Source organism: Streptomyces sp. NPDC111516 (assembly GCF_055635345.1).
In genome coordinates this window covers 17,554-42,500 of sequence record NZ_JBVKBV010000027.1, presented here as the reverse complement: position 1 = coordinate 42,500, position 24,947 = coordinate 17,554, and the positions used below count along the sequence as shown (strand labels likewise).

The window sequence follows — 24,947 nt, the reverse complement described above, 5'->3', positions numbered from 1 at the left end:
GTCGGTTTCAGACGAGTGATCCAGGGCCCGTCAGCCGTATCGCTGCAGCAGTCCGTCCACGTACGCCTCCAGCCGTTCTCTCAGCACCTCGGACGTCAGATCGTCTCGTCCCAGTTCACGCCATGGCTCGGCGAGCTTCGCCGCGTCGGGGGAGTAGGCGAGGGCGTCGAGCAGCCGCCAGTACAAGTGGTCGGGGCCATTGGCGAGGTCGCGGCCGCCATGTGCCTCGTACCGCTCGCGGAACTCCAGCCCGTAGGCAGGCCCGTGCAGCAGCGCGAGCGCTGTCGAGCAGTGCGCTACGTCCAGGTCGGCGGGGCCCCACGAGGTCTCGACCCAGTCGACGACACCGGTGATCCGCAGCGTGGGCCCGGCTCCCGTGAAGAGCACGTTCCCGGGGTGGAAGTCACGGTGCAGGAAGCAGCCTTCGTACGGCGGCGGGTCGCGGCGGATCACGTCGACGGCCCGCTTCCACAGGGGGCTGTCCGGGGTGCGGACGCGCTGCGGGGACGTCCACGCTTGGTAGGGGCGCGGTCTTTCGTCCGGTACGACGCTGTGGATGCGGACGAGCTGGGTCGCGAGCAGGTCCAGGCGCCGGTCGAGGTCGTCCTCGTCCACGTGGACACGGCCGGGCAGCGCGGACATCAACAGGGTCGGGTGGTCGCAGTGTTCGGCCGTGGCGTCCACGGCGACGAGACTGGGCGCCGGGATGCTCTCCTTCCCGGCGAGCAGCGCCAGGACGGACGCCTCGCGGGCCAGCAGTCCGGGTCCGTGGTGGCGGAAGAACGGCTTCACGAAGGTCCGTTGCACCAGGGCCGTGCCGTCGTCTGCACCAGGGCCGTGCCGTCGTCGAGCGATAGCCGGCGCATCTGAGAGCTCCAACCGCCGGACAGGAGGTGGGAGGCGGCGACCGAGCGGCCGTGGCCGAGCTGCTTGGCCACCCACGCGCGCGTGGCCGACCATCCCCGGTCGTCGAGGCCGGTCAGCACCGCTTCCACGAACTCCCGCCGGTCGTCGTCGTGATCGCGGAACCACAGCCCCAGCTGGTGCTGTGCGTGGGGGAGTTCGAACCGTGTGTACTGGGCGCGGGCGGCCAGCGCGTCCTGTACGGCCTCGGTCACCGCGGGCGGGATCACCGCGTCAGTGCCCGGCACGGCGAGCACCGCCCGGCCCTCGTAGGCTCGTAGCACCTGAAGCGCGGGCGCCTCCCGCCAGCTGTCCGGCCGCCGGATGATCTCGCTGAACCGCCCGTTTCCTTCCCCGAAGGGCACGTTCCACGCCTCGGCCGTGTAGACGGCGGGCGCGCACAGCCCCAGCGCCGCCACCCGATTCCCGTAGTGCGCGACGAGATCCGCCACCGTCTGCCCGCTCATGCTGAAGCCCGTCAGGACCAGCGGCCCGTCCGCCCCCGCGTATGTGTCGATCGCCGCGACGGCCTGTTCGAACCGTCGTCGCAGGCTTGACTCACTGAGCTTTCCGGTGCTTTCGCCATGCCCGGAGAAGTCGAGGGCGACCCCTCGACAGCCATGTGCCACGAACTCCCGTACCAGCGGCAGCAGTCGCTCTGTGCTGCTGTCGCCCGCGCCATGCAGCACCACTGCGGTGACCCCGGAAGGACCACCGCCGTACACACCGCTGAGCCGTTCACCGTCGTGGTCGTGCGTGAAGTCGAAGAGCATGCACCCTATTCACTCACGCTGTGGCCGGTGCTGGGCAAGGTCGAATGAGACCTGGTGCGATTCAGTTCCGTTCACAGTGGTCAGCAGTACGGTGGCTGGTTGGTCATGGAAGCCGCCACCCGCATCCACACCCCGAACTGACGGTAGAGGCTGGGCAGAGCGCCCTGCACCTGAACGGTCCGGAAGTCCGTGGCGGTGACCCCGGGAATTCCCTGAAGCGCGGAGGCCACCGAGGCCGACTGCCATCGGACGGTGAGGGTAGCCGTTTCCGAAGCCGTCGACGGGACCTTCGGTGCAACACAACCTGCGGCAACGGCCTTTTCGATTGCTGTACGTGCCTCGTCCGCAGGGCGTAGTTCGGCCGCGAAGCGGTCACGGGCGTACTTCACGGCCACGGTGGTGACCGAGGCGTCCCACTCCGTCATTTCTTCGCAGGCGCGGTCGTCGCCGGTGAGGACCGCCACGGGAACACCGAGAGCTGCTGCGGTTGCGTGGGCCAGGCCGATCTCCCCCACCCGCTGGCCGTCCAGCCACATGTCCTCGATCTCGTGCCCCATGAAACTGTGGCTCAGCACACCGAGTGTGCCGGCTCGGGAGTGGTAACCGACGCAGATCACGGCGTCGTGGTCGGTAGCGAGACCGTCCAGCATGCCCATGTTCTTGGGTTTGCCGCGGATGAGGCGGGCCGCCGGGTGCAGGGCCTCGGGCAGAAGGTTGCGCATGGGGCCGTGTGCGTCGTTCACGGTGATGTGGGTGGCGCCTGCTGAGACCGCTCCTCGGATGGCCGCGTTGACGTCCTCGGCCATCATCTGACGTCCGCGCTCGTAGTCCCGGCCACCGGGCTGAACATCGTTGGCGTCAACGAGCCCCGTAATGCCTTCCATGTCCACACTGATATAGATCCGCACTGGGGCAAGTCCTCCAAGACCTTGAACACATGGACGATGTCAGCCACACCATCAATGGTTGCTCCATCTGCAGGGCTTTTCAGGCTCGTCCTCGGGGCAACTTCCCGAGCCGTCCAGCAGACCACATCCGTCGCTCAGCGTTGATGCACCACAGAAGCTAAGCCAGAACCTGAGAATGGGCAGCATCTCGTTACACGAGGCCCGTCGGTCGGATGCGGCCTGGGCTTGCACACATCCGTGTCGGATTCCCGCCAGACAACGGCTCCCGCTGGCGACGTCCCAGGCATTCGCGAGTGCGAGTGGACGAGCAGGAGTATGGAGGGATCGGAAGACCGAGGGGATGCGTCACGGCCCCGCGCGCAGGACCGCCGCCACCACCGGACCCGCCGCGTCGCCGCCGTGGCCGCCGGACTGGACGACCGCCGCGGCGGCGAGGTCGTTGCTGAAGCCGGTGAACCAGCTGTTGGACGTGGCCTGGCCGTCGACCTCCGCCGAGCCCGTCTTGGCGCCTTTGTCGCCGCCGACCGAGGCCATCGCGGCCTTTCCGGTGCCCCAACTCGCGGTCTGGCGCATCATGTTGGTGACCTGCTGGGAGGCGGACGGGGACAGCGACCGGGAGGCGGTGGCGATCGGCCTGTCGTCGAGGTCCGGGTCGACGAGGATCGGCTGGCGGAAGGTGCCGTTCTTCGCGGTGGCGGTGATGGACGCCATGTTGAGTGCGTTCATCTGGATCGTGCCCTGACCGATGTACTGGGCGGCCGCCTCGCCACCGGTGGCCTCGGGCACGCTGCCGTCCCAGGTCACCACACCGGTCTGCCAGTTCAGCCCGATGCCGAAGACGTCACGGGCCTCCTTGGCGAGCGCGGTGTCGTCACCCACCTCGTCGATCAGCTTGATGAAGGCGGTGTTGCAGGACCGGGCGAAGCTGGTGGTGAGCGTGGCCGTGTTGGGGAGGGAGAAGTTGTCCAGGTTGTGGAAGGTGCGGCCCTGCCACATCGCGTCCTTCGGGCACTCGACCGGACGGTCGGCCGCCGCGACGCCCTTCTCGATCAGCAGCGCCGCCGTCACGATCTTCATCGTCGACCCGGGTGCCTGCTTGCCCTGCAGCGCCGCGTTGAAGCCGGTGGCCGGATTGTTGGCGATCGCGCGGATCGCACCCGTGGACGGCCTGACCGCGACGACCGACGCCTGGCTGAACTTCTTCACGGCCGTCTCGGCCGCCGCCTGGGCGTTCGCGTCCAGCGTGGTCTGCAGCTTGCCCGGCCTGCCCTTGGTGAGGGTCAGCAGGGTCTTGTCCGGCCCGTCCGCGTTCGCGCTCTCGATCCAGGTCTCGATGCCGGCCGTGCCGCCGGCCTTCTCCCCGTACTTGTCGCGCAGCGCGTCCAGGATCGACCCCAGGGAGGGGTACTTCTCCTTGGTGAGCACCCTGCCGTTGTGGTCGACGGCCTCGATCGACGGCGTCGACGCCTCACCCGTCTTCAGCGACGCACCGGCCGTCAGCTGCGGGTGGATCACGGTGGGGGCCCAGTCGACCAGCGGCCGGCCGGTGGTCAGGCCACGCACCACGGTCAGTTCGGAGGAGTACGACCAGGGCTTGGACTTCCCGTCGAACGACACGGTCGCCTTCACCGTGTAGGGCACCTTCGTGCCGACCGCCGGGCCCGGAGTGATCACCGCATCGGTGACATGGGCGCTCTCGCGGTAGCCGCTCAGGGCCGGTTCGGCCTCGGTCGCGTTGTTGGTGAGCTGGGACGCGACGGTCGCGTCGCCGCTCGCCCAGGCCTTGAGGAACTTCTTCGCCGTGTCATCGATCTCCGCCTCGGTGACGGGTCCCGTCTTCACCTCGGCGGCGGTGGACTTGCCGTCCGTACCGTTGCCGCCACCGCCGTTCAGCCCGTCCAGGACGTTGTACGCGCCGTAGCCCACCCCGCCGACCACGACTGCGAACACTCCGCCGGCTATCGCGACCTTCGCTCCACTGCGCACCGTCAGTCCCCCTCCCCAGGAGTTCCCCTTGAACGTGTTCAAGGGGGATACTGCTGGGCACCCTACGGGACTGTGGTGACAGCCGAGATGGTTGTTATAGGAACGCGATATGCGTGGGCAGACCAGCCTTCTTGGCCGAGCGTCGGTCGGTCAGCGGTGCTCGACGGCACGAAGGAATTCGCTGACCTGCTGAACGTGCGGCTCTCGCCGGGCGTGGGCCCCGCATCCGATCGTGAGGATTCCCAGGGGACCCCGTAGGTGGGATGTCGTCGGGCCCATCACTTACGAGGGGCGGTGGTGAGCGGGAATCCTCCGCTGCCGCCGCCCCGCATGTCCTCCATGTCGAGCGGGTCCGCGTCGGCCCGGACAGCATGGATACCGAGCCGTCCCCGGCCTGCGGGGGCGTCCTCGGCGGCGCTGATCCGGTACTCCACGATGCGGGTGCCGTGAGCGGGCAGGTCCCGCGCACCGGAAGCGCCGGTCAACGGCTGGTAGTCGTTGACCACGACCAGCTCGACGGGGTGCCAGTCGCCATCGGGGGCCTCGCGCCGTTCCACCGTCAGCCCGGGCGGCTGCTCGCCCGCGTAGTTCCACTCGACCTGCGCGGAGAGCGCGATGTCGCGGAGTGCCTTGCCGGTGGTGTTGCAGAGCTTGACGAGGACGGATCGCGGTTCGCCGCCGGGGTGGACGGCGATGCCTTCGCGCGGGCCGGCGACCGTGGCGATCAGGTGGCCGCCGGCCTTGTCGGCAGCGGTGAGCTTCGGGCAGGGGTTGGCCCGGAAGGCTGCGAAGCCGGGGTTCGGCGAGCTCTTCGCGGCCGCCGGCGGGCTTTGCGCCCGCGTCGCCTGCGCCGAAGTACCGGGCGAGGGATTGCCCTTGTCCCCGCCTGCCAGGGCTGACGGCCCCTCGCAGGCGGTGGCGAAGAGAATCACCGCCCCTGCGACGGCGCCGGCGGATCTGGCCCAGCGTCTGTCTGCGTGCACGGATGCCCCTTCTCGTGGATCACTGGCTGATGATCATGATGCCTGAAGGCCGCTCATGGTTGCGCTATGGGCCGTCCGAGGGCCGCCATTGGTCACCGATGATGGCCGACAACCACCAAGAGGGCGCAGTCGACGACTGCGCCCTCTTGGTGCTCCTGCCCAGCTAGATCCAGGTATCCAGCCACATCCGGTTCCGCCAGGACCCGTCGGGAATGGGCGTTCCCGTGTAGATGGGCCAGAAATAAATGAAGTTCCAGATGATCAGCAGCACCAGCACGCCCGCCGCGACAGCCCTCAGCGTCCGCCGCCGTTCACCCGACGCGTCGCCGGTCACCAGGCCGAGTTCCTGCCGGGGACCACTCCCCGCCGCCGGGCCCAGCATCGCGCCGATCATCATCGTGACCGCCAGGCACAGGAACGGCACGAACACGACCGCGTAGAAGAGGAAGATCGTCCGCTCCTGGTAGAAGAACCAGGGCAGCCAGCCCGCCGCCACACCGCAGGCGATCGCCCCCGCCCGCCAGTCGCGCCGGAAGAACCAGCGCCACAACACGTACACCAGGGCGAAACACGCCGCCCACCACAGCAGCGGCGTCCCGATGGCAAGCACCTCGCGGGAGCATTTGCCGGTCTCCGACGCCGCGCAGCCCGGCTGTTCCTCCCAGAAGTACGAGACGGGCCTGCCGAGCACGATCCAGCTCCAGGGATTGGACTGGTAGGTGTGGCCGGAGGTCAGATTCACATGGAATTCGTAGACCTGGTACTCGTAGTGCCACAGGCTGCGCAGCCAGTCCGGCAGCCACGTCCAGTGGCCGCCCGTGCCGTCGGTCTGTGCCCAGTTCCGGTAGTAGCCCTTGTCGGTGACGATCCAGCCGGTCCAGGACGCGAGGTACGTGAGCAGCGCGACCGGGACCGTGGAGACGAACGCCGGCAGCAGATCGCGCTTGAGCACCGCCAGGTACGGGCGTACCGCCCCCGCGGTCCGTCGCGCGCCCACGTCCCACAGCACCGTCATCAGACCGAAGGCGGCCAGGATGTACAGGCCGTTCCACTTGGTGGCGGAGGCCAGCCCCAGCATCAGACCGGCGGTGAGCCGCCACGGGCGCCAGCCCAGCCGAAGATTCTCCGCGACCCCGGCATCCGGGCGCAGCACGCCCTCCGCGTCCACCGGCAGTGCCGCGGCGAGCCTGCGCCGCGCCCAGTCGCGGTCGATCAGCAGCGCGCCGAAAGCCGCCACCACGAAGAACATCAGCACCAGGTCGAGCAGCGCGGTGCGGCTCATCACGAAATGCAGACCGTCGAAGGCGAGCAGCGTGCCCGCCAGGCACCCCAGGAACGTCGAGCGGAACAGCCGCCGCCCGATCCGGCACAGCATCAGCACCGACAGGGTGCCGAGCACCGCCACCATGAACCGCCAGCCGAACGGCGTGAAACCGAAGAAGTGCTCACCGAGCCCGATGATCCACTTGCCGACCGGCGGATGCACCACATAGCCCGGGTCCACCGGAATGTGCACCTTCGACGGATCGGCGAGGATGAGCTTGTCGATGTCCTTGGGCCAGTCCGCCTCGTACCCCTGGTTGATCAGCGCCCAGGAATCCTTGGCGTAGTACGTCTCGTCGAATATCAGGGCGTGCGGGCTGCCCAGGTTCCAGAACCGCAGCACCCCGGCGACCAGCGCCACCAGCAGCGGACCGCCCCAGGCGGACCACCGCACCAGGCGCTCGGCCATGGGCGGGGAGATCCCGAGCACCGCCCACAGTTGGGCGCCGGGGCGGGTGTACGGCGGCACCAGCCGTTCACGCAGCCCGATTCCGGGCCGGGGCGAATGGCCGAAGCGGCGCAGCCGCTGCTGCCAGGAGGCCGGCTCTTCGCCGTGCGGTTCCCCGGCGTCTTTGCCCTGCTGGGCTTCGGGCGAAGTACTCGTCACCGCGCCATCGTAGGGAACGCGTCTGTGCGAGTGCGCTCGCCCGTGCTGGGAGGATGACTCATGTGACTGGAACGACTGGAACGCTGGTACTCGCAGGAACCCCCATCGGCGATGTGGCGGACGCCCCGCCACGCCTCGCCGCCGAACTGGAGACGGCCGATGTCGTCGCCGCCGAGGACACCCGGCGGCTGCGCCGCCTCACCCAGGCCCTCGGCATCCACACCACGGGGCGGGTCGTCTCCTACTTCGAGGGCAACGAGTCGGCCCGTACGCCCGAACTCGTCGAGGCACTGACCGGCGGCGCCCGTGTCCTGCTGGTCACGGATGCCGGGATGCCGTCCGTCTCCGACCCCGGCTACCGGCTGGTGGCCGCGGCGGTGGAGAAGGACATCAAGGTCACCGCGGTTCCCGGCCCGTCCGCGGTGCTCACCGCTCTCGCCCTGTCCGCGCTGCCCGTCGACCGGTTCTGCTTCGAGGGCTTCCTGCCGCGCAAGGCGGGCGAACGGCTCGGCAGACTGCGCGAGGTCGCCGACGAGCGCCGCACCATGGTCTTCTTCGAGGCCCCGCACCGGCTCGACGACACCCTCGCGGCGATGGCCGAGGTCTTCGGCGCCGACCGCCGGGCGGCCGTGTGCCGGGAGCTGACCAAGACGTACGAGGAAGTGAAGCGCGGCCCGTTGGGCGAGTTGGCGGCCTGGGCGGCCGAAGGGGTACGCGGCGAGATCACCGTCGTCGTCGAGGGCGCGGCCGCCTCCGGACCCGAGGAACTGGACGCCGTGGAGCTGGTACGAAGGGTGCGGGTGCGTGAGGAGGCGGGGGAGCGACGCAAGGAAGCCATCGCCGCTGTGGCCGCTGACGCGGGGCTGCCCAAGCGCGAAGTCTTCGACGCGGTCGTGGCGGCAAAGAACGCGGAGCGAACCGGCCCCGCATAGGTCAACGAATCGATCCCGTAAGCAAAGCGAGAGTCGCGTACCGGGCCTTTCTGCCACGAGAAGGCCAAAACCGCTCCAACACTCGGCACGCTCCGATGCGCTCCCACCGGTAAGGGCGTGCACTGGACCAAGGACGCATTCTCCGGAGTGCTTGTCCGGCGGACCAAAGGAGCAGGCATGAGCGAGATCACACCTACCACCGTCCATGAGGCGTATGCCTTCGCCTGCATGAAGTGCGGACACGGCTGGGAACAGGCCTACGAGATAGAGCACCACGTCGACGGCTCCAACAACGACTACGTCATATACAAGGCGGACGGGGAGCGAGTTCCCTCGCCCCTCTCCCGGCCCAGCTGCGTGAACTGTGGCGGGCAGGTGCTCCGGATCATGCGGGCCGGCCGGGTCTCGACCGTCCAGAAGCTGCTCCACACCCCCCAGCCGACGCGGCCGCCCGTCGAGGGCATCGACGCCCGGGACGACGAGGCCATGGCCGTCGCCACCACCGCACCCGCAGGCGCGCAGCACCACTGGCACCTGTCCGACCTGCTGCACCCCTTCCATCGCAAGTAGGGCGTCCGGCTTCCACTGCCGGCGAGGCGCCCGGCGCGGTCCTCGTACGATCGTCGTCATGAGCCGTACCGAAGCCCCGCCGCTGCCCGAACCCCTCCGGGTGCCGGTCGCCGATTCGCACACCCACCTGGACATGCAGGACGCGACCGTCGAGGAGAGCCTGGCCAGGGCCGCGGCGGTCAACGTGACCACCGTGATCCAGGTGGGCTGCGACGTGGCCGGTTCACGCTGGGCCGCCGAGACCGCCGCCGCGCACGCGAACGTGCACGCGGCGGTCGCCCTCCACCCCAACGAGGCGCCGCGCATCGTGCACGGCGACCAGGGGGGCACCTCCCAGCCCCCTGGGGCTGGGGGAGGGGGGTCGCGGCAGGGGGCGCGCGAAGGCGGCGGGACAGCGGCGCTGCACGAGGCGCTCGCGGAGATCGACGCGCTGGCCGCACTCGACCACGTACGCGGTGTCGGCGAGACCGGGCTCGACTGTTTCCGTACCGGCCCCGAGGGCATGGCCGCGCAGGAGGAGTCCTTCCGCGCCCACATCGAGATCGCCAAGCGGCACGGCAAGGCACTGGTCATCCACGATCGCGAGGCGCACGCGGACGTGCTGCGCGTCCTCGCCGACGCGGGCGCCCCCGAGCGGACCGTCTTCCACTGCTACTCCGGCGACGCCGACATGGCCCGGATCTGCGCGGACGCCGGGTACTTCATGTCCTTCGCCGGCAATGTCACCTTCAAGAACGCCCAGCCGCTGCGCGACGCGCTGGCCGTCGCGCCGATGGAACTGGTGCTCGTCGAGACGGACGCACCGTTCCTGACCCCCGCCCCGTACCGCGGACGGCCCAACGCGCCGTATCTCATTCCGGTCACGCTGCGTGCCATGGCGGAGGTGAAGGGCGTGGACGAGGACACCCTGGCGTCGGCCATCGCCGACAACACCGCTCGCGCATTCGACTACTGACGGTACGCACCCAACCCGGCGGTTACGGTACGCGGTCGAGCCGTTTTGGAGAGTCACCGATGCTCCGCTATCGTCCCGGGCGCCATCAGGCGAGCCGGCCGATCGGACCCTCTGGAGAGCATCGTGAGCAACTCGAAGGGCAGTCACCGCGCGGCACGCGGCAGGGGGCACACGGCGGTGGCGCGACCGCCCGCCCCGCTTCCGGCCGGCGCCCCTGCGTCCGTCCCGCTCCATGAGCGGCTGACGCTTGCCGCCTGGGCGGTCCACGCTCCGACCGTCGTCGACCTGCCGTCGACCGGTCGTCCGCCCGCCCCCGACGCCACCGGCGGCCGGGCGGCCGCGCGCCGGGCCGCCCGGCGGCACAGGGCGCCGGTCGGGCCCGAGAGCCTGCGCCGCCTCGTCCCGCAGGCCCTCGTCGTCGCGTTCCTGGCCGGTGGCACCACGGCGTTCGTGGCCTGCGACAAGGCGGTGACCCTCGACGTCGACGGCAGGCCCCGCACCCTGCACACCTTCGCGGACGACGTCGACGAGCTCCTCGCCGACCAGGGCGTCACGCTCGCGGTCCGCGACAGCGTCACCCCGGCCCTGGGCGGCCCACTCGCCGACGGCGACGAGGTCGTGGTCCGGCGGCGGTAGGAGCCCGGCGCCCGGCCGGAGAAGCCGGGTGCGCGACGGGCGCGAGCCCACGGCCGCGCCGCGGCCGTACGCTTACCGGGTGAGCACCACTGAGCCCGACGCCCTCCTGGGCCCCGCAGACATCCGCGAGCTGGCCGCCGAGCTGGGCGTACGCCCGACCAAGCAGCGCGGTCAGAACTTCGTCATCGACGCCAACACGGTCCGCCGGATCGTGCGGACGGCGGAAGTCCGCCCGGACGACGTCGTCGTCGAAGTCGGCCCCGGACTCGGCTCGTTGACCCTGGCGCTGCTGGAGGCGGCGGACCGGGTCGTCGCCGTCGAGATCGACGACGTGCTGGCCGGCGCCCTGCCGACCACGGTCGCCGCCCGGATGCCCGGGCGCGCCGACCGGTTCACGCTGGTGCACTCCGACGCGATGCTGGTACGGGAGCTGCCGGGCCCGGCGCCGACCGCGCTGGTCGCGAACCTTCCGTACAACGTCGCCGTTCCGGTCCTGCTGACGATGCTGGAACGGTTCCCCTCCATCGAGCGGACCCTCGTCATGGTTCAGGCCGAGGTCGCCGACCGGCTGGCCGCCCGGCCGGGCAACAAGGTCTACGGCGTGCCGTCGGTGAAGGCCAACTGGTACGCGGACGTCAAGCGGGCCGGGTCCATCGGCCGCAACGTCTTCTGGCCCGCCCCGAACGTCGACTCCGGTCTGGTGTCGCTGGTCCGGCGCACCGAGCCGATCAGGACGAGTGCGAGCAGGACCGAGGTCTTCTCGGTGGTCGACGCGGCCTTCGCCCAGCGCCGCAAGACGCTGCGGGCGGCCCTGGCCGGCTGGGCGGGCTCCGCGCCCGCCGCCGAAGCGGCGCTGGTCGCCGCCGGGATCTCGCCGCAGGCCCGTGGCGAGGCGCTGACGGTCGAGGAGTTCGCCGCCATCGCCGAGAACAAGCCCGCCGAGAACAAGCTCGCCGGGAACGAGCCCTCCGGGAGGGGCGAGTGAGCGTCACCGTCCGCGTACCGGCCAAGGTCAACGTCCAGCTCGCGGTCGGCGCACCGCGCCCCGACGGCTTCCACGACCTGGCCAATGTCTTCCTCGCCGTCGGCCTGTACGACGAGGTCACCGTCACCCCCGCCGACGAGCTGCGCATCACCTGCTCGGGCCCGGACGCCGCGAAGGTCCCGCTGGACGCGACGAACCTCGCCGCCCGCGCCGCGATCGCACTGGCCGAACGGCACGGCATCGCACCCGATGTGCACATCCACATCGACAAGGACATTCCCGTCGCGGGCGGCATGGCGGGCGGCAGCGCCGACGGTGCGGGCGCCCTGCTGGCCTGCGACGCCCTCTGGTCCACCGGCGCCACCCGGGAAGAGCTCCTCGCCATCTGCGCGGAGCTGGGCAGCGACGTCCCGTTCAGCCTCGTCGGCGGCGCGGCCCTCGGCGTCGGCCGCGGCGAGCGGCTGACGCCGGTCGATGCCGGCGGAACCTTCCACTGGGTCTTCGCGGTCGCCGACGGCGGGCTCTCCACCCCGGCCGTCTACGGCGAGTTCGACCGGCTCACGGCCGGTACGGACGTCCCGGATCCCACCGCGTCCACCGCACTCCTGGACGCGCTGCGGGCCGGTGACACCGCCGCCCTCGCGGGCGCCCTGAGCAACGACCTCCAGCCCGCCGCGCTCTCCCTGCGCCCCTCGCTGGCCGACACCCTCGCCGCGGGTACCGGGGCCGGTGCCCTGGCCGCCCTGGTCTCGGGCTCCGGGCCGACCACCGCGTTCCTGGTGGCGGACGAGGAGTCGGCACGGAAGGTGGCCGAGGCGCTGATCACCTCGGGCACGTGCCGGAACGCCCGGGCCGCGGTCTCCCCGGCGCCGGGTGCCACGCTCGTCTGACACCGCCTGCCGCTACCGGCCGTAGTGGTAGCGGCAGGCGGGGCCGCAAGGGCGAGCGGACGTCCCGTCCCTGCCGCCCCGTACCCTGGGAAGTCGATCGATCCCCCTGGGCAGGAGTGAAATGGCCGTCAATCTGGTCAATGTCGAGCAGGTCAGCAAGGTGTACGGCACCCGTGCCCTGCTCGACGGCGTGTCCCTCGGGGTGTCCGAGGGGGACCGGATCGGTGTCGTGGGCCGTAACGGCGACGGCAAGACGACCCTCATCCGGATGCTCGCCAGGCTGGAGGAGGCGGACAGCGGCCGCGTCACCCACAGCGGTGGGCTGCGCCTGGGCGTCCTGACCCAGCACGACTCGCTCGACCCGCAGGCGACCATCCGCCACGAGGTGATCGGCGACCTCGCCGACCACGAGTGGGCGGGCAGCGCCAAGATCCGCGATGTGCTCACCGGGCTCTTCGGCGGGCTCGCCCTGCCGGGCTTCGAGCACGGCCTGGACACCGTCATCGCGCCGCTCTCCGGCGGTGAGCGGCGCCGCATCGCGCTGGCCAAGCTGCTCATCGCCGAACAGGACCTGATCGTCCTCGACGAGCCGACCAACCACCTCGATGTCGAGGGCATCTCCTGGCTGGCCGGCCATCTGCGGGCACGGCGTTCGGCGCTCGTCTGCGTCACCCACGACCGCTGGTTCCTCGACCAGGTCTGTACGCGCATGTGGGACGTCCAGCGCGGCACGGTCCACGAGTACGAGGGCGGCTACAGCGACTACGTCTTCGCCCGGGCCGAACGGGAGCGGATCGCCGCGACCGAGGAGTCCAAGCGGCAGAACCTGATGCGCAAGGAGCTGGCCTGGCTGCGCCGCGGCGCCCCCGCGCGTACCTCCAAGCCGCGCTACCGCATCGAGGCGGCCAACGAACTGATCGCCGACGTGCCGCCGCCGCGCGACACCAGCGAGCTGATGAAGTTCGCCAACGCGCGGCTCGGCAAGACCGTCTTCGACCTGGAGGACGTGACCGTCCAGGCGGGTCCCAAGACGCTGCTCACCCACCTCACCTGGCAGCTCGGCCCCGGCGACCGGATCGGCCTGGTCGGGGTCAACGGCGCGGGCAAGACCTCGCTGCTGCGGGCGCTCGCCGAGGCGGCCCGCACGCAGGGCGACACCCAGCCCGCCGCCGGGAAGATCGTCGTCGGCAAGACCGTCAGGCTCGCCTACCTCTCCCAGGAGGTCCACGAGCTGAACCCGAACCTGCGGGTGCTCGAAGCGGTGCAGCAGGTACGGGACCGGGTCGACCTCGGCAAGGGCCGGGAGATGACCGCGGGCCAGCTCTGCGAGCAGTTCGGCTTCTCGAAGGAGAAGCAGTGGACCCCGGTCGGCGACCTCTCCGGCGGTGAGCGGCGCCGGCTCCAGATCCTGCGCCTGCTGATGGACGAGCCGAACGTCCTCTTCCTCGACGAGCCCACCAACGACCTCGACATCGAGACCCTGACCCAGCTGGAGGACCTCCTCGACGGCTGGCCCGGATCGATGATCGTGATCTCCCACGACCGGTTCTTCATCGAGCGCACCACGGACCGGGTGATGGCGCTGCTCGGCGACCGCACGCTGCGGATGCTGCCGCGCGGGATCGATGAGTACCTGGAGCGCAGGCAGCGGATGGAGGAGGCGGCCACGCCCTCCGCCGCACCCGCGGTCAAGGAGAAGACCGCGCCGGCCGCGACCGTCTCCCCGCAGGCCGCACGTGCGGCGAAGAAGGAACTGCAGAAGGTGGAGCGGCAGCTCGACAAGGTGTCGACGCGGGAGACCACGCTGCACGCACAGATCGCGGAGCACGCCACGGACTTCGAGAAGGTCGCGAAGCTGGACGCGGAGCTGCGCGAACTGGTCGCAGAACGCGACGAGTTGGAGATGCGCTGGCTGGAACTGGCCGAGGACGCCTGATCGCTGCGGTGTCTGCGGTATTCGATTCCCGGGTCGCCTGTCTGAACGGGCGCGGTTTCCTCGTGCGCACGAGGATCGGCGGGATCGACGACGAGGCGGAGAAGTCGATGAAGTCGACAGCGGGCTTCGGCAACTGACGGTCCGAGGCGTAACGGCGGCATCACGGGCCGGTTCTCCCTTGGGAACAGGGGGTGGACCGACCCGGTGTCCGTGGTGATGCGGGTGGTACAAAGAAGCCCCGCTCGACTGTCGTGACACTGCGGGATCCATGCCCGATTCGCTCCTTTCCGTGGAGTTCAGAGGCCGACAAGGCCCTGAACTCCGTGGAATCGCGGGGGAGACCGGAACGGGCACCGGACCGCACGAAGGGGGACGTGCTGATGACCCAGCCGCCCAGCCAGCAACCGCCGCAGGGAGGCTTCGGCGCACCGCTGGAGCCGCCGCCGGGAAGTCCTCAGCCGCCCCAGGGCCCGCCGCAGACCCCGCCGCCCGCCCAGCCGCCGCAGACTCCGCCGGCTCCGCAGACCCCGCCGCCCGCCCAGCCCGGTTACGGCCATCCCCAGGCCCCCGGCCAGGCGCCGGGCCAGGCCCCCGGCCAGATACCCGGTCAGGCCCCCGGTTACGGTTACCCCCAGCAGCCCGGCCCGTACAACCAGCAGCAGCCGGGCCCCTACGGCCAGCAGCCCAACCCGTACGGTCAGGCGCAGCCGGGCCCGTACAACCAGCAGCCCGGCCCGTACAACCAGCAGCCCGGCCCGTACGGCCAGCAGGCGCAGCCCGGTTACGGCTACCCGCAGCAGCAGTACCCCGGCGCACCGGCCCCGGGCGGTCCCGGCGGCCCCGGCGGGGGCAACCTCTTCAAGCGCAAGCCCGCGCTGATCATCGGCGCCGCGGTCGTCGCGCTCCTCGTGATCGGCGGCGGCGTCTTCATCGCCACGAGCGGGGGCGACGACAAGAAGCCCGTCGCGGAGAAGAGCGAGGACGCCAAGCCGAGCAACTCGCCCTCCGTCGACGAGGGCGACGGCAACGGTGACGACGACGGCCGAGAGACCGGCGACGACCTCAACGCCGGCCGCAAGGAGGGCGAGGCGAAGGTCCTCTGGCTGCAGAAGAACGACATCGACCTGCCGCGCAGCGGCTCCGACGTGTACGGCCCCTGGGTCGTCGGCGACACCGTCGTCAAGGGCATGTACCGGAGCATTTCCGGCTACTCCGTGGCCGACGGCAAGCAGAAGTGGACGCTGAAGCTGCCCGCCGACCTGTGCGCGGCGCCCTCGCAGACCACCACCGACGGCAAGATCGTCATCGGGGTCAAGAACGGCACCACCGACAAGGCGGTCTGTTCGGACCTCCAGATGATCGACCTCAACACCGGCAAGGCCGGCTGGAAGAAGTCGATCAAGAAGAACGGCATCTGGGACATCATGTCGGACATCTCGCTCGCCATCAGCGGCAACACCGTGACGGTCGGGCGCACCGGCAACTCCAACGCCTACCAGATCAGTGACGGCAAGGAACTGTTCGGCAAGCAGCCGGGCAACTGCCAGCCGTTCGCCTTCGCGGGCGGGCCCAAACTGATCGCCGCCTCCAACTGCCGTACCGACGACGTCGACAATCCGCAGCACCAGATCCAGGAGCTCGACCCGACCACCGGGAAGCCCAGGTGGACGTACCGGCCCAAGCGCGGCTGGGAGGTCGACCGGGTCTTCTCGGTGAGCCCGCTGGTGGTCTCCCTGAAGAAGGACAAGGAGTGGAGCATCCTCTCCCTCAAGGAGAACGGCTCGTTCCGCTCCGGGCTCGTCAGTGACAAGGGCGACAAGTTCTCGCCGGACTGCGGCAGCGTCTTCGCCATCTTCGGCAAGTCCCTGGACGGTTGCACGGGTGTCGCCGCCGACGCCAACACGTTCTACATGTCGACCTCGCCGGACTCCAGCGGCCTCGCCCGTACGAACAAGGTCGTGGCGTTCGACCTGAACACCGGCAAGCCCAAGTGGAAGGCCGCGGCCCCGGCCGAGCGCATGGTGAAGCCGCTGCGCATGGAGGGCGGCAATGTGCTGCTCTACGTGGAGGCCGGTTACAACAAGGGCGGCGGGATCGCCACCCTCGCACCGACCGGCGGAACCGTGCAGATGGTGCTGAAGCACCCCGTCTCGGTGTCCGAGATCGAGAGCACCTTCTACAACACGAAGGTCGTCTACGCCGGTGGCCGTTCCTTCATCGCAAGTGGACGGGTCAGTGCGAGAAACGACAAGGAAGAGCTGGAGACGAAGACCATGATGGCCTTCGGCAACTGACGGCTCACGAAGACTTCTGACGGAACCGGGCCGTCGGCGTCCGACGGACGGTACCGACCCGTCGGCGCCCGACGGTTCACGGCGGGCAGCGGTCCGAGCACCTTCGTCCGCTGCCCGCCCCGACTCACCGACTCTCCCTTCCCCCCGAGGTACGTACGCCATGACGCAGCCGCCGCAGCCGCCCAACGACCCGCCCCAGGGCGGGTTCGGTGCCCCGCAGGACCCCCCGCCGGGTGGGTTCGGCGCCCCCCAGCCCCCGCCACCGGCAGGCGCCCCGCAGACCCCGCCGCCCGGGAGCCCGCCGCAGCAGCCGGGCCCGGGTTACGGCTACCCGTCGGGGCCGCCGCCGCAGCCCGGTTACGGCTACCCGCAGGGTCAGCCGCCACAGCCGGGCTACGGCTACCCGCAGGGGCAGCCGCCACAGCCGGGTTACGGCTACCCGCAGGCGCCCGTGCCCGGCCGGCCGCAGCAGGGTTACGGCATCCCGCAGGGCTTGCCGCCCGGTCAGCCGCCCCAGCAGGGGTACGGCTACCCGACCGCCCCGATGCAGCAGCAGTACCCGCCGCAGCCGAACGGGAACGGCGACGGCGGCAAGAAGTTCAGCACCCGGATGCAGATCATCGTGGCCGCGTCGGTCGCCGTCGTGCTGATCGTCGCCGGTGGCGTCTGGTACTCCTCCAGCGGCGGTGACGACGGCAAGAAGAAGGAGGAGGCGTCCCAGTCCGGCGGCACCGCCGAGGGCAAGGGCGGCGGCCAGGGCGGCGCGGTCGGTGGCGGCGGCAAGGAGAAGGCACCGGCGGACCCCAAGTCCAAGGTCGCCTTCCAACTGCCGCTGCCGAAGGTCGGTGACGTCACCAAGGTCGCCGGTTCCTGGCTGACCGACAAGGCGTACGTGAAGACCGGCCTGAACGAGATCGTCGGCTACGACCTGGCCAAGGGCACCAAGCTGTGGTCCATCCCGCTGGCGGGCCAGGTCTGCGCCGCCTCCCGGCACATGTCCAAGGACTACAAGACGGCCGTCGCCTTCGAGGCGGGCAAGCCGACCAAGGCCAAGAAGTACCAGCCGTGCAACCAGGTCGGCGTGCTCGACCTGAGCACCGGCAAGCTGATGTGGAGCAAGTCGGTGACCGCCGCCACCAGCGGTGACGAGCCGGTCAGGTACGACGAGATCACGCTCAGCGGCACCACGGTCGCCGCGGCCGGCACCGAGGGCGGCGCGGCGTTCGACCTCAACACCGGCGCCGAGCGCTGGAAGCCCAAGGTCTCCACCGACGGCTGCTACGACACCGGCTACGGCGGCGGCGACGCGCTCGCCGTGGTCCGCAAGTGCGGTACGTACGAGGACCCGCAGCTCGTCATCCAGGCGCTGGACCCGACCACCGGCGCCCCGATCTCCTCGTACAAGATGCCGCCCGGTGTCGACTACGCGAGCATCGTCTCCACCAAGCCGCTGGTCGTCGCGGCGGACGTCGGCGACACCGCCGGTGACGGCAGCGGCATCTCGGACTTCTTCTCGATCGACGCCTCCACCGGCAAGCTGCTCACCAGGATCGCGGCGGACGGCGAGAAGTACGCCGCGAACTGCCACTCCACCGTGGTCGAGAGCTGCAGCCAGCTGGCCGTCGGCAACAACCGCATCTACGTGCCGACCGAGGCCCACGAGGGCACCGGCGAGTACGGCGACACCAACGAGATCGTCTCCTTCGACCTCACGACCGGCAAGCCGACCAGTGACCGGGCCGACGCGGGTGAGCGCTACACGATGTTCCCGATCCGCATGGACGGCGGCAACATCATCGCGTACCGGGAGCCCCCGTACGACAAGGGCGGCCAGGTCGTCTCCATCGACGGCGCAACGTTCAAGCAGACGGTGCTGATGGAGAACCCGAGCGACCGGTCCGTCCGCGAGGCGGAGACCAGCTTCACGCCGGACTACTCCGAATTCCTCTACAACGACGGGCACTTGTACCTGTCCAGCACCATGGTGAGCAAGCCCCATGGATCCCTGGACGAGAGCCGCCGCCTGGCGGTCGGCTTCAGCAGGGAGTAACTGCCCACCGCAGGCGCGGGGTGGCGTTCCTCCGTCGGCTCCACCCCCGCGCGCGCCCACGGCCCGGACGCTGCCATCGTCGAACGTCAGTGGTCGGCAGGCGCATCGAAACGACGCCCGGTCGAACATGACAGGCTGTCAACTGGTCTTGAACGCACGCCGAGTTGGCCGTCTCAAGCTTTTTGCCGTAAGGCGCCCGTAACGTCGAACAAGCGTGTAGCTTGCCGGGGCAGGGCGGGCCGGGGGGCCTGGCGCCGGTGCTACGGGGGTGTGCTCGATGGGCGTGCGGCTCATGGTGGTCGACGATCACCGACTGCTCGCCGAGGCGCTGGCCTCGGCGCTGAAACTGCGGGGCCACCGGGTGCTCGCGGCGGCCGCGCCGACCACGGGTGCGGCGGAGCTGGTGGTCAGCAGGGCTCCGGACGTCTGCCTGTTCGGCACCGCGGCGCCCGCCGAGCCCGGTGCCTTCGACCCGATCGTACGGATCCGGCGGGAGCGCCCGCAGGTGGCGGTGGTGGTGCTCGGTCCGGTGCCCAGCCCGCGCGGGATCGCGGCGGCGTTCGCGGCGGGCGCGGCGGGATACGTCCGCCTCGACGAGCGCATGGAAGGCGTCGAGCGCGCGATGGTCAAGGCGCGCGCCGGTGAGGCCGCGGTGACGCCGCAGCTGCTCCAGGGCGCCTTCGCCGAGCTGCTCAACCCGGCCGCGGCGCCGGACGACGAGGGACAGCGGCTGCTGGAGCTGCTGACCCCGCGCGAGATCGAGGTCCTGGTGCGGGTCGCCGAGGGGCAGGACACCCGGCTGATCGCGGCCGGGATGCGGATCGCGTCGAGCACCGCGCGCACCCATGTGCAGCGGGTACTGATGAAGCTGGGTGTCGGCTCCCGGCTGGAGGCCGCTGCCCTCGCGGCCCGCACGGGACTGCTGGACCGGGCGGTGCCGCTCGACATGAAGGGGCCCGACGGCATCGGGTGATGCCGTCGGGCCCCTGCTTGTGAGCTCCGCCAAAGGCCGGGCCTCCTGCCGAAGGCGGTGCGTCAGCCGTCGGCCGGGTCCGGGCCCTCGGCCGGCGTCCGCGTCGGGCGCAGCTTCAGCCGGAGCAGGAAGAACTGCCGTGCCGATGGAGGCCGGCACCCCGATCGCCGTGTTCAGCCGCCCGAAGCGCAGGTAATACGCGTCCGGCCGGTCCTTCATCACGTACCGGGCCCAGATATCGGTGGTGAACACCGTGTTGAACGACGACACGTTCGCCGCCATGCCGGCCATGAACGCGGCAGCCGGACCCCCGGACCCCTTGTACGCACACCTTTTTCGCGCGATGTTCGCCGTTGACGCACCTGTTGACTTGTGATTCATTGTGTTTGGTTATGTTTGGAGGAACCTGGTGAAGAAGACGGTTACGACGCTTGCCGACGGCCGGGAGCTGCTCTACTACGACAGCCGCGACGATGTCGTGCGCGACGCCGTTGACCGGCGTCCCCTCGACGCGGTCTCGACCTCGTCCGAGATCCGCCATGACCCGCTCCTCGGCGACAGCGTCGCCATCGCCTCGCACCGTCAGGGCCGCATCTACCACCCGCCGGCCGACGAGTGCCCGCTCTGTCCCTCGCGGGACGGCCGGCTGAGCGAGATCCCCGAGTCGGACTACGACGTCGCCGTCTTCGAGAACCGTTTCCCCTCGCTCGCCGGCGACTCCGGCCGCTGCGAGGTCGTCTGCTTCACCTCCGACCACGATGCGTCGTTCGCCGACCTCACCGAGGACCAGGCCGCCCTGGTCCTCGCGGCATGGACCGACCGCACCGCCGAGCTCGCCGGGCTTCCGCAGGTCGAGCAGGTGTTCTGCTTCGAGAACCGGGGCGCCGAGATCGGCGTCACGCTCGGCCATCCGCACGGGCAGATCTACGGATACCCCTTCGTCACCCCGCGCACCGAGTTGATGCTCCGCTCGATCCAGGCCCACCGCGCCGAGACCGGCCGCAACCTCTTCGACGACGTCGTGGCCCGCGAGGAGAAGGACGGCTCGCGGATCGTCATCGCCGCCGAGCACTGGGTCGCCTTCGTGCCGTACGCGGCGCACTGGCCGTACGAGGTCCATCTCCACCCCCGCCGCCGCGTCCCCGATCTGAGGGAACTCGACGAGGCCGCGCGCACGGAGTTCCCACAGGTCTATCTGGAACTCTTGAGGCGATTCGACCGGATCTTCGGCCCCGGCGAGCCGCCGACCCCGTACATCTCGGCCTGGCACCAGGCCCCGTTCGGGATTCCCGGGCGGGAGGACTTCGGGCTCCATCTGGAGCTTTTCACCATCCGACGCACTTCCGGCAAGCTGAAGTTCCTCGCGGGTTCCGAATCCGGCATGAATGTGTTCATCAACGATGTGCCGCCGGAGGCCGCGGCCCAGCGACTGCGAGAGGTAGCGAGCGAGTGAGCAAGCCCCAGAAGAAGTACCTGGTCACAGGTGGCGCGGGATACGTCGGCAGCGTGGTCGCCCAGCATCTGCTGGAGGCCGGTCACGCCGTCACCGTCCTCGACGACCTCTCGACCGGGTTCCGGGAGGGCGTCCCGGCCGGCGCCGAGTTCATCGAGGGCCGCGTCCAGGACGCGGCGAAGTGGCTGGACGCCTCCTACGACGGGGTGCTGCATTTCGCCGCGTACTCCCAGGTCGGCGAGTCCGTCGCGGAACCGGAGAAGTACTGGGTGAACAACGTCGGCGGTTCCGTCGCACTGCTCGCCGCGATGCGGGACGCCGGCGTACGGACCCTGGTCTTCTCCTCCACCGCCGCGACCTACGGCGAACCCGTCACCACCCCCATCACCGAGTCCGACGCGACCGCGCCGACCAACCCCTACGGCGCCACGAAACTCGCCGTCGACCACATGATCACCGGTGAGGCCGCCGCCCACGGACTGGCCGCGGTCTCGCTGCGCTACTTCAACGTCGCCGGGGCGTACGGCAGTTACGGGGAACGGCACAGCCCCGAATCGCACCTCATCCCACTGGTCCTCCAGGTCGCCCTCGGACAGCGCGAGTCGATCTCCGTGTACGGCGACGACTACCCGACCCCCGACGGCACCTGCGTCCGCGACTACATCCACGTCGCCGACCTCGCCGAGGCCCACCTCCGCGCCCTGGACGCGGCCACCGCGGGCGAGCACCTGATCTGCAACCTCGGCAACGGCAACGGCTTCTCGGTACGCGAGGTCATCGAGACCGTCCGCGCCGTCACCGGCCACCCGGTCCCGGAGACCGCGGCCCCGCGCCGCGCCGGTGACCCCGCCGTGCTCGTCGCCTCCGCCGCCACCGCCAGGGAGCGGCTCGGCTGGACGCCGTCACGCGCCGACCTGACCGGAATCGTCTCCGATGCCTGGACGTTCGCCCGCCGAGAGGAGCCCACCACCCCATGACCGACGACGCCGAGCTGCGCACCGCTTTCACCGAGCTGTACGGCACCGCCCCCGAAGGAGTCTGGGCGGCGCCCGGCCGGGTCAACCTGATCGGCGAATACACCGACTTCAACGACGGCTTCGTGATGCCGCTCGCGCTGCCGCACACCGCGCGGGCCGCCGTGGCCCGTCGCACCGACGGCGAACTGCGGCTCCACTCGGCCGACGTACCGGGCGGCGTCGTCCGGCTCCGGCTCGACGAACTGGCCCCCCAGCAGGGGCACGGCTGGGCGGCGTACCCGGCCGGAGTGCTCTGGGCGCTGCGCGAGGCCGGTCACCCGGTCACCGGGGCGGACATCCAGCTGACCTCCACCGTCCCCACCGGCGCCGGACTCTCCTCCTCCGCTGCCCTCGAAGTCGTCACCGCGCTGGCGCTGAACGACCTCTTCGAACTGGAGCTCTCCGCCTCGGAGCTGGCGGTCATCGGTCAGCGCGCCGAGAACGCGTTCGTCGGCGTGCCGTGCGGGGTCATGGACCAGATGGCATCCGCCTGCTGCACCGAGGGACACGCCCTGTACCTCGACACCCGCGACCTCACCCAGCGCCAGGTCCCCTTCGACCTGGCCGCCCAAGGACTGCGGCTGCTGGTCGTCGACACCCAGGTCAAGCACGCGCTCGGCGACGGCGCGTACGCCGAGCGGCGGGCCGGCTGCGAGGCGGGGGCGGCGGCACTCGGCATACGTACGCTGCGCGAGCTGCCGTACGACGGACTCGGCGCGGCCCTGAACACCCTGGCCGCGGTCGGCGTCGACGAGCCCGTGGTGCGCTACGTACGCCATGTGGTCAGCGAGAACGAGCGGGTGAAGCAGGTCATCGCGCTGCTCGACGCAGGCGATGTGCGGGGAGCGGGCCCGGTCCTCGACGCTGGGCACGCCTCGCTCCGCGACGATCTGCGCGTCTCCTGCCCGGAGTTGGACCTGGTGGTGTCCGCGGCGGGCGAGGCCGGGGCGCTCGGCGCGCGGATGACCGGCGGCGGCTTCGGCGGCTCGGCGATCGTCCTGGTGGAGGAGGCGCAGGCGGACACGGTCGCCAAGTCCGTGCTGGCGGCGTTCGCTTCGGCGGGGTACGCGTCGCCGCGCATTTTTCCGGCGGTTCCTTCGGCGGGTGCCCGACGCCTCGGCTGAGAGCCTGTCGGGTGACCGCTGAGGCCCGTTCACTGCCGCCTCACGACGAATCACCTATCACACCCTACGGAGCGGAGCCTGCCAGTTCTGCGAATCGCCTTCCCCATCGGCCGCACGGCCGTACGCTGATGCACAGCACCGGTGGGGGCCGGTGCTGATTCAGGGGTACGAGACAGTCGGGTACGGCGCCCGGGGCGGGTGGCAGTCGACACACGGCGGCGGCCGTGGGACTGCGGTCCATCTCCTCGATCCGGGCGGCCGTACCCGCCGCCGTTCCGTCCCTTCGTCGGGCCGGGGGTGGCCCAGCAACAGAGGCAGCATGGGGGTGCCTGTGGTTCGTATCCGGGTTCTCGTGGTGGACGACCACCGCATCTTCGCCGAGTCGCTCGCGGCGGCGCTCGCGGCCGAGCCGGACGTCGAAGTGGCGGCGGCGGGCAGCGGGCCCGCCGCGCTGCGGTGTCTGGAACGGGCCGCCGCCGAGGGGCGCGGCTACGACGTGATGCTGATCGATGCCGAACTGGGCGTCCTGGGCGGGGCGGGGGACCCGGCCGGTGCGCGGGGCCACCGGGCAGCCGTCCCGGCGCCCCGCAGCGGGGAGCCCGTACCGGTGGACGGCATCTCGCTGGTCGCCGTGGTCCGTTCGGGCCGGCCCTCCGTGCACACGGTGGTGCTCGCCGAGAAGGACGACCCGCTCCGGGCCGCGCTGGCGCTGCAGGCCGGGGCCTCGGGCTGGGTGGCCAAGGACTGCTCGCTGCAACGGCTGCTCACGGTCATCCGGGGAGTGCTGCGCGACGAGACGCATCTGCCCCCCGCCCTGCTCACGGGCGTGCTGCGGGAGCTGACGGCGGCACGCAAGCACCGCACCGAGAGCGAACAGCTCGTCGAGTCGCTGACCCCGCGCGAGCGCGAGGTGCTGCGCTGCATGGTTGCGGGCCTGGGGCGCAAGGCGGTGGCGGAGCGGCTCTACCTCTCCCCGCACACGGTGCGTACCCACATGCAGAACGTGCTGGGAAAGCTGGGTGTGCACTCGACGCTGGCCGCCGTCGCACTGGCCCGGCGGGCGGGTGTCGGACCGGTGGACCTGGAAGCGGCCGGACAGGCCCTACGGGATGTTGTCGAACGGGGCAGTCAACCGGCGTAGCAGCCCGGCCAGTTCACCCCGCTGCTGCATGGAGAGCTCGCCCAGGATGGCGCGCTCCTGGGCGAGCAGGCCGGCCAGTGACTGGTCGGCCTTGTCGCGACCCTCGGCGGTGAGCCGGACCAGCACGCCACGGCGGTCGTTGGGGTCGGGGAGCCGCTCGACGAGGTTCTTCTTGGTCAGCCGGTCGATGCGGTTGGTCATCGTGCCCGAGGTGACCAGGGTCTGGGTGAGCAACTGGCCGGGGGAGAGCTGGTAGGGGGCGCCGGCGCGGCGCAGGGACGTCAGCACGTCGAACTCCCACGGCTCGAGGCTGTGCTCGGAGAAGGCGATCCGGCGGGCCCGGTCCAGATGGCGGGCCAGGCGGGAGACGCGGCTGAGCACCTCGAGTGGTTCCACGTCGAGGTCGGGGCGCTCGCGGCGCCATGCAGCGACCAGTCGGTCGACCTCGTCCTCCATGTGGATCAGTGTAGAGGGTCTGTCGACATGAAGTCTCTTGAATTCGAGTGTCT

Annotated in this window: 22 protein-coding genes and 1 pseudogene; 15 read left to right on the top strand and 8 right to left on the bottom strand. The window is 70.6% G+C overall.

Annotation, left to right across the window (positions count from 1 at the left end):
- Nucleotides 1-30: 30 nt before the first annotated feature.
- The 6 genes from ACZ7L9_RS33070 to ACZ7L9_RS33045 form a co-directional block, all read right to left on the bottom strand.
- Nucleotides 31-792, bottom strand: coding sequence for a phosphotransferase family protein (locus ACZ7L9_RS33070; RefSeq protein ID WP_471421089.1), 762 nt, complete (start codon nt 790-792; stop codon nt 31-33).
- Nucleotides 789-1,676, bottom strand: a complete 888-nt coding sequence (locus ACZ7L9_RS33065) for an alpha/beta hydrolase (RefSeq protein ID WP_471421087.1) — start codon at nt 1,674-1,676, stop codon at nt 789-791. Before ACZ7L9_RS33065 ends, ACZ7L9_RS33070 begins: the two co-directional genes overlap by 4 nt.
- A gap of 80 nt (nt 1,677-1,756) precedes the next feature.
- Nucleotides 1,757-2,584 (bottom strand): M55 family metallopeptidase, encoded by an 828-nt coding sequence (locus tag ACZ7L9_RS33060; RefSeq protein ID WP_471421085.1) that lies wholly within the window; start codon nt 2,582-2,584, stop codon nt 1,757-1,759.
- A 345-nt stretch (nt 2,585-2,929) separates the two neighbouring features.
- A complete protein-coding gene (locus ACZ7L9_RS33055; RefSeq protein ID WP_471421175.1) occupies nt 2,930-4,570 on the bottom strand; it encodes a penicillin-binding transpeptidase domain-containing protein in 1,641 nt (546 codons plus the stop codon).
- Nucleotides 4,571-4,848: 278 nt separating this feature from the next.
- On the bottom strand, nt 4,849-5,553 hold the full coding sequence (locus ACZ7L9_RS33050) for a hypothetical protein (protein WP_471421083.1): 705 nt from the start codon (nt 5,551-5,553) through the stop codon (nt 4,849-4,851).
- Nucleotides 5,554-5,716: 163 nt separating this feature from the next.
- Nucleotides 5,717-7,483, bottom strand: coding sequence for a dolichyl-phosphate-mannose--protein mannosyltransferase (locus ACZ7L9_RS33045; RefSeq protein ID WP_471421081.1), 1,767 nt, complete (start codon nt 7,481-7,483; stop codon nt 5,717-5,719).
- Nucleotides 7,484-7,536: 53 nt separating this feature from the next.
- On the opposite strand from ACZ7L9_RS33045, the gene rsmI reads away from it, so the two are divergent.
- The 11 genes from rsmI to ACZ7L9_RS32990 all read left to right on the top strand — a co-directional run bounded on the left by rsmI (nt 7,537) and on the right by ACZ7L9_RS32990 (nt 19,704).
- On the top strand, nt 7,537-8,415 hold the full coding sequence (rsmI, locus tag ACZ7L9_RS33040; RefSeq protein ID WP_471421079.1) for a 16S rRNA (cytidine(1402)-2'-O)-methyltransferase: 879 nt from the start codon (nt 7,537-7,539) through the stop codon (nt 8,413-8,415).
- 177 nt (nt 8,416-8,592) lie between these two features.
- The gene (locus ACZ7L9_RS33035; RefSeq protein ID WP_471421077.1) at nt 8,593-8,985 is read left to right on the top strand and encodes a hypothetical protein; all 393 of its coding nucleotides are present in this window, start codon (nt 8,593-8,595) and stop codon (nt 8,983-8,985) included.
- 58 nt (nt 8,986-9,043) lie between these two features.
- Complete coding sequence (locus ACZ7L9_RS33030; protein ID WP_471421074.1) at nt 9,044-9,940, top strand: TatD family hydrolase; 897 nt, start codon at nt 9,044-9,046, stop codon at nt 9,938-9,940.
- Nucleotides 9,941-10,063: 123 nt separating this feature from the next.
- The gene (locus ACZ7L9_RS33025; protein ID WP_471421072.1) at nt 10,064-10,576 is read left to right on the top strand and encodes a ubiquitin-like domain-containing protein; all 513 of its coding nucleotides are present in this window, start codon (nt 10,064-10,066) and stop codon (nt 10,574-10,576) included.
- Between the two features lie 79 nt (nt 10,577-10,655).
- Complete coding sequence (gene rsmA / locus ACZ7L9_RS33020) at nt 10,656-11,561, top strand: 16S rRNA (adenine(1518)-N(6)/adenine(1519)-N(6))-dimethyltransferase RsmA (protein ID WP_471421070.1); 906 nt, start codon at nt 10,656-10,658, stop codon at nt 11,559-11,561.
- Nucleotides 11,558-12,451: a 4-(cytidine 5'-diphospho)-2-C-methyl-D-erythritol kinase gene (locus tag ACZ7L9_RS33015; RefSeq protein ID WP_471421068.1), complete on the top strand. Its 894-nt coding sequence runs from the start codon at nt 11,558-11,560 to the stop codon at nt 12,449-12,451. The genes rsmA and ACZ7L9_RS33015 overlap by 4 nt, the downstream gene beginning before the upstream one ends.
- A 121-nt stretch (nt 12,452-12,572) precedes the next feature.
- The gene (locus ACZ7L9_RS33010; protein ID WP_471421066.1) at nt 12,573-14,387 is read left to right on the top strand and encodes an ABC-F family ATP-binding cassette domain-containing protein; all 1,815 of its coding nucleotides are present in this window, start codon (nt 12,573-12,575) and stop codon (nt 14,385-14,387) included.
- Nucleotides 14,388-14,395: 8 nt separating this feature from the next.
- Nucleotides 14,396-14,524, top strand: a complete 129-nt coding sequence (locus tag ACZ7L9_RS33005) for a hypothetical protein (protein ID WP_471421064.1) — start codon at nt 14,396-14,398, stop codon at nt 14,522-14,524.
- 243 nt (nt 14,525-14,767) lie between these two features.
- The gene (locus ACZ7L9_RS33000; RefSeq protein WP_471421062.1) at nt 14,768-16,681 is read left to right on the top strand and encodes an outer membrane protein assembly factor BamB family protein; all 1,914 of its coding nucleotides are present in this window, start codon (nt 14,768-14,770) and stop codon (nt 16,679-16,681) included.
- Between the two features lie 160 nt (nt 16,682-16,841).
- Nucleotides 16,842-18,731: an outer membrane protein assembly factor BamB family protein gene (locus ACZ7L9_RS32995; RefSeq protein WP_471421060.1), complete on the top strand. Its 1,890-nt coding sequence runs from the start codon at nt 16,842-16,844 to the stop codon at nt 18,729-18,731.
- A gap of 277 nt (nt 18,732-19,008) precedes the next feature.
- Nucleotides 19,009-19,704 carry a helix-turn-helix transcriptional regulator gene (locus tag ACZ7L9_RS32990; protein WP_471421058.1) on the top strand — a complete coding sequence of 232 codons (696 nt, stop codon included), beginning with the start codon at nt 19,009-19,011 and terminating at the stop codon, nt 19,702-19,704.
- Between the two features lie 123 nt (nt 19,705-19,827).
- Here ACZ7L9_RS32990 and ACZ7L9_RS32985 read toward each other — a convergent pair.
- A pseudogene (locus ACZ7L9_RS32985) lies at nt 19,828-20,013 on the bottom strand (Na+/galactose cotransporter); the annotation flags it as partial.
- Nucleotides 20,014-20,113: 100 nt separating this feature from the next.
- On the opposite strand from ACZ7L9_RS32985, the gene galT reads away from it, so the two are divergent.
- The 4 genes from galT (at nt 20,114) to ACZ7L9_RS32965 (ending at nt 24,438) form a co-directional block, all read left to right on the top strand.
- Nucleotides 20,114-21,157 carry a galactose-1-phosphate uridylyltransferase gene (galT, locus tag ACZ7L9_RS32980; RefSeq protein WP_471421056.1) on the top strand — a complete coding sequence of 348 codons (1,044 nt, stop codon included), beginning with the start codon at nt 20,114-20,116 and terminating at the stop codon, nt 21,155-21,157.
- Nucleotides 21,154-22,134, top strand: coding sequence for a UDP-glucose 4-epimerase GalE (gene galE / locus ACZ7L9_RS32975; protein WP_471421054.1), 981 nt, complete (start codon nt 21,154-21,156; stop codon nt 22,132-22,134). Before galT ends, galE begins: the two co-directional genes overlap by 4 nt.
- A complete protein-coding gene (galK, locus tag ACZ7L9_RS32970) occupies nt 22,131-23,297 on the top strand; it encodes a galactokinase (RefSeq protein ID WP_471421052.1) in 1,167 nt (388 codons plus the stop codon). The genes galE and galK overlap by 4 nt, the downstream gene beginning before the upstream one ends.
- 319 nt (nt 23,298-23,616) lie before the next feature.
- Nucleotides 23,617-24,438, top strand: a complete 822-nt coding sequence (locus ACZ7L9_RS32965; protein WP_471421050.1) for a LuxR C-terminal-related transcriptional regulator — start codon at nt 23,617-23,619, stop codon at nt 24,436-24,438.
- Here ACZ7L9_RS32965 and ACZ7L9_RS32960 read toward each other — a convergent pair.
- On the bottom strand, nt 24,400-24,894 hold the full coding sequence (locus tag ACZ7L9_RS32960; RefSeq protein ID WP_471421048.1) for a MarR family winged helix-turn-helix transcriptional regulator: 495 nt from the start codon (nt 24,892-24,894) through the stop codon (nt 24,400-24,402). The genes ACZ7L9_RS32965 and ACZ7L9_RS32960 overlap by 39 nt on opposite strands.
- Nucleotides 24,895-24,947 lie beyond the last annotated feature (53 nt).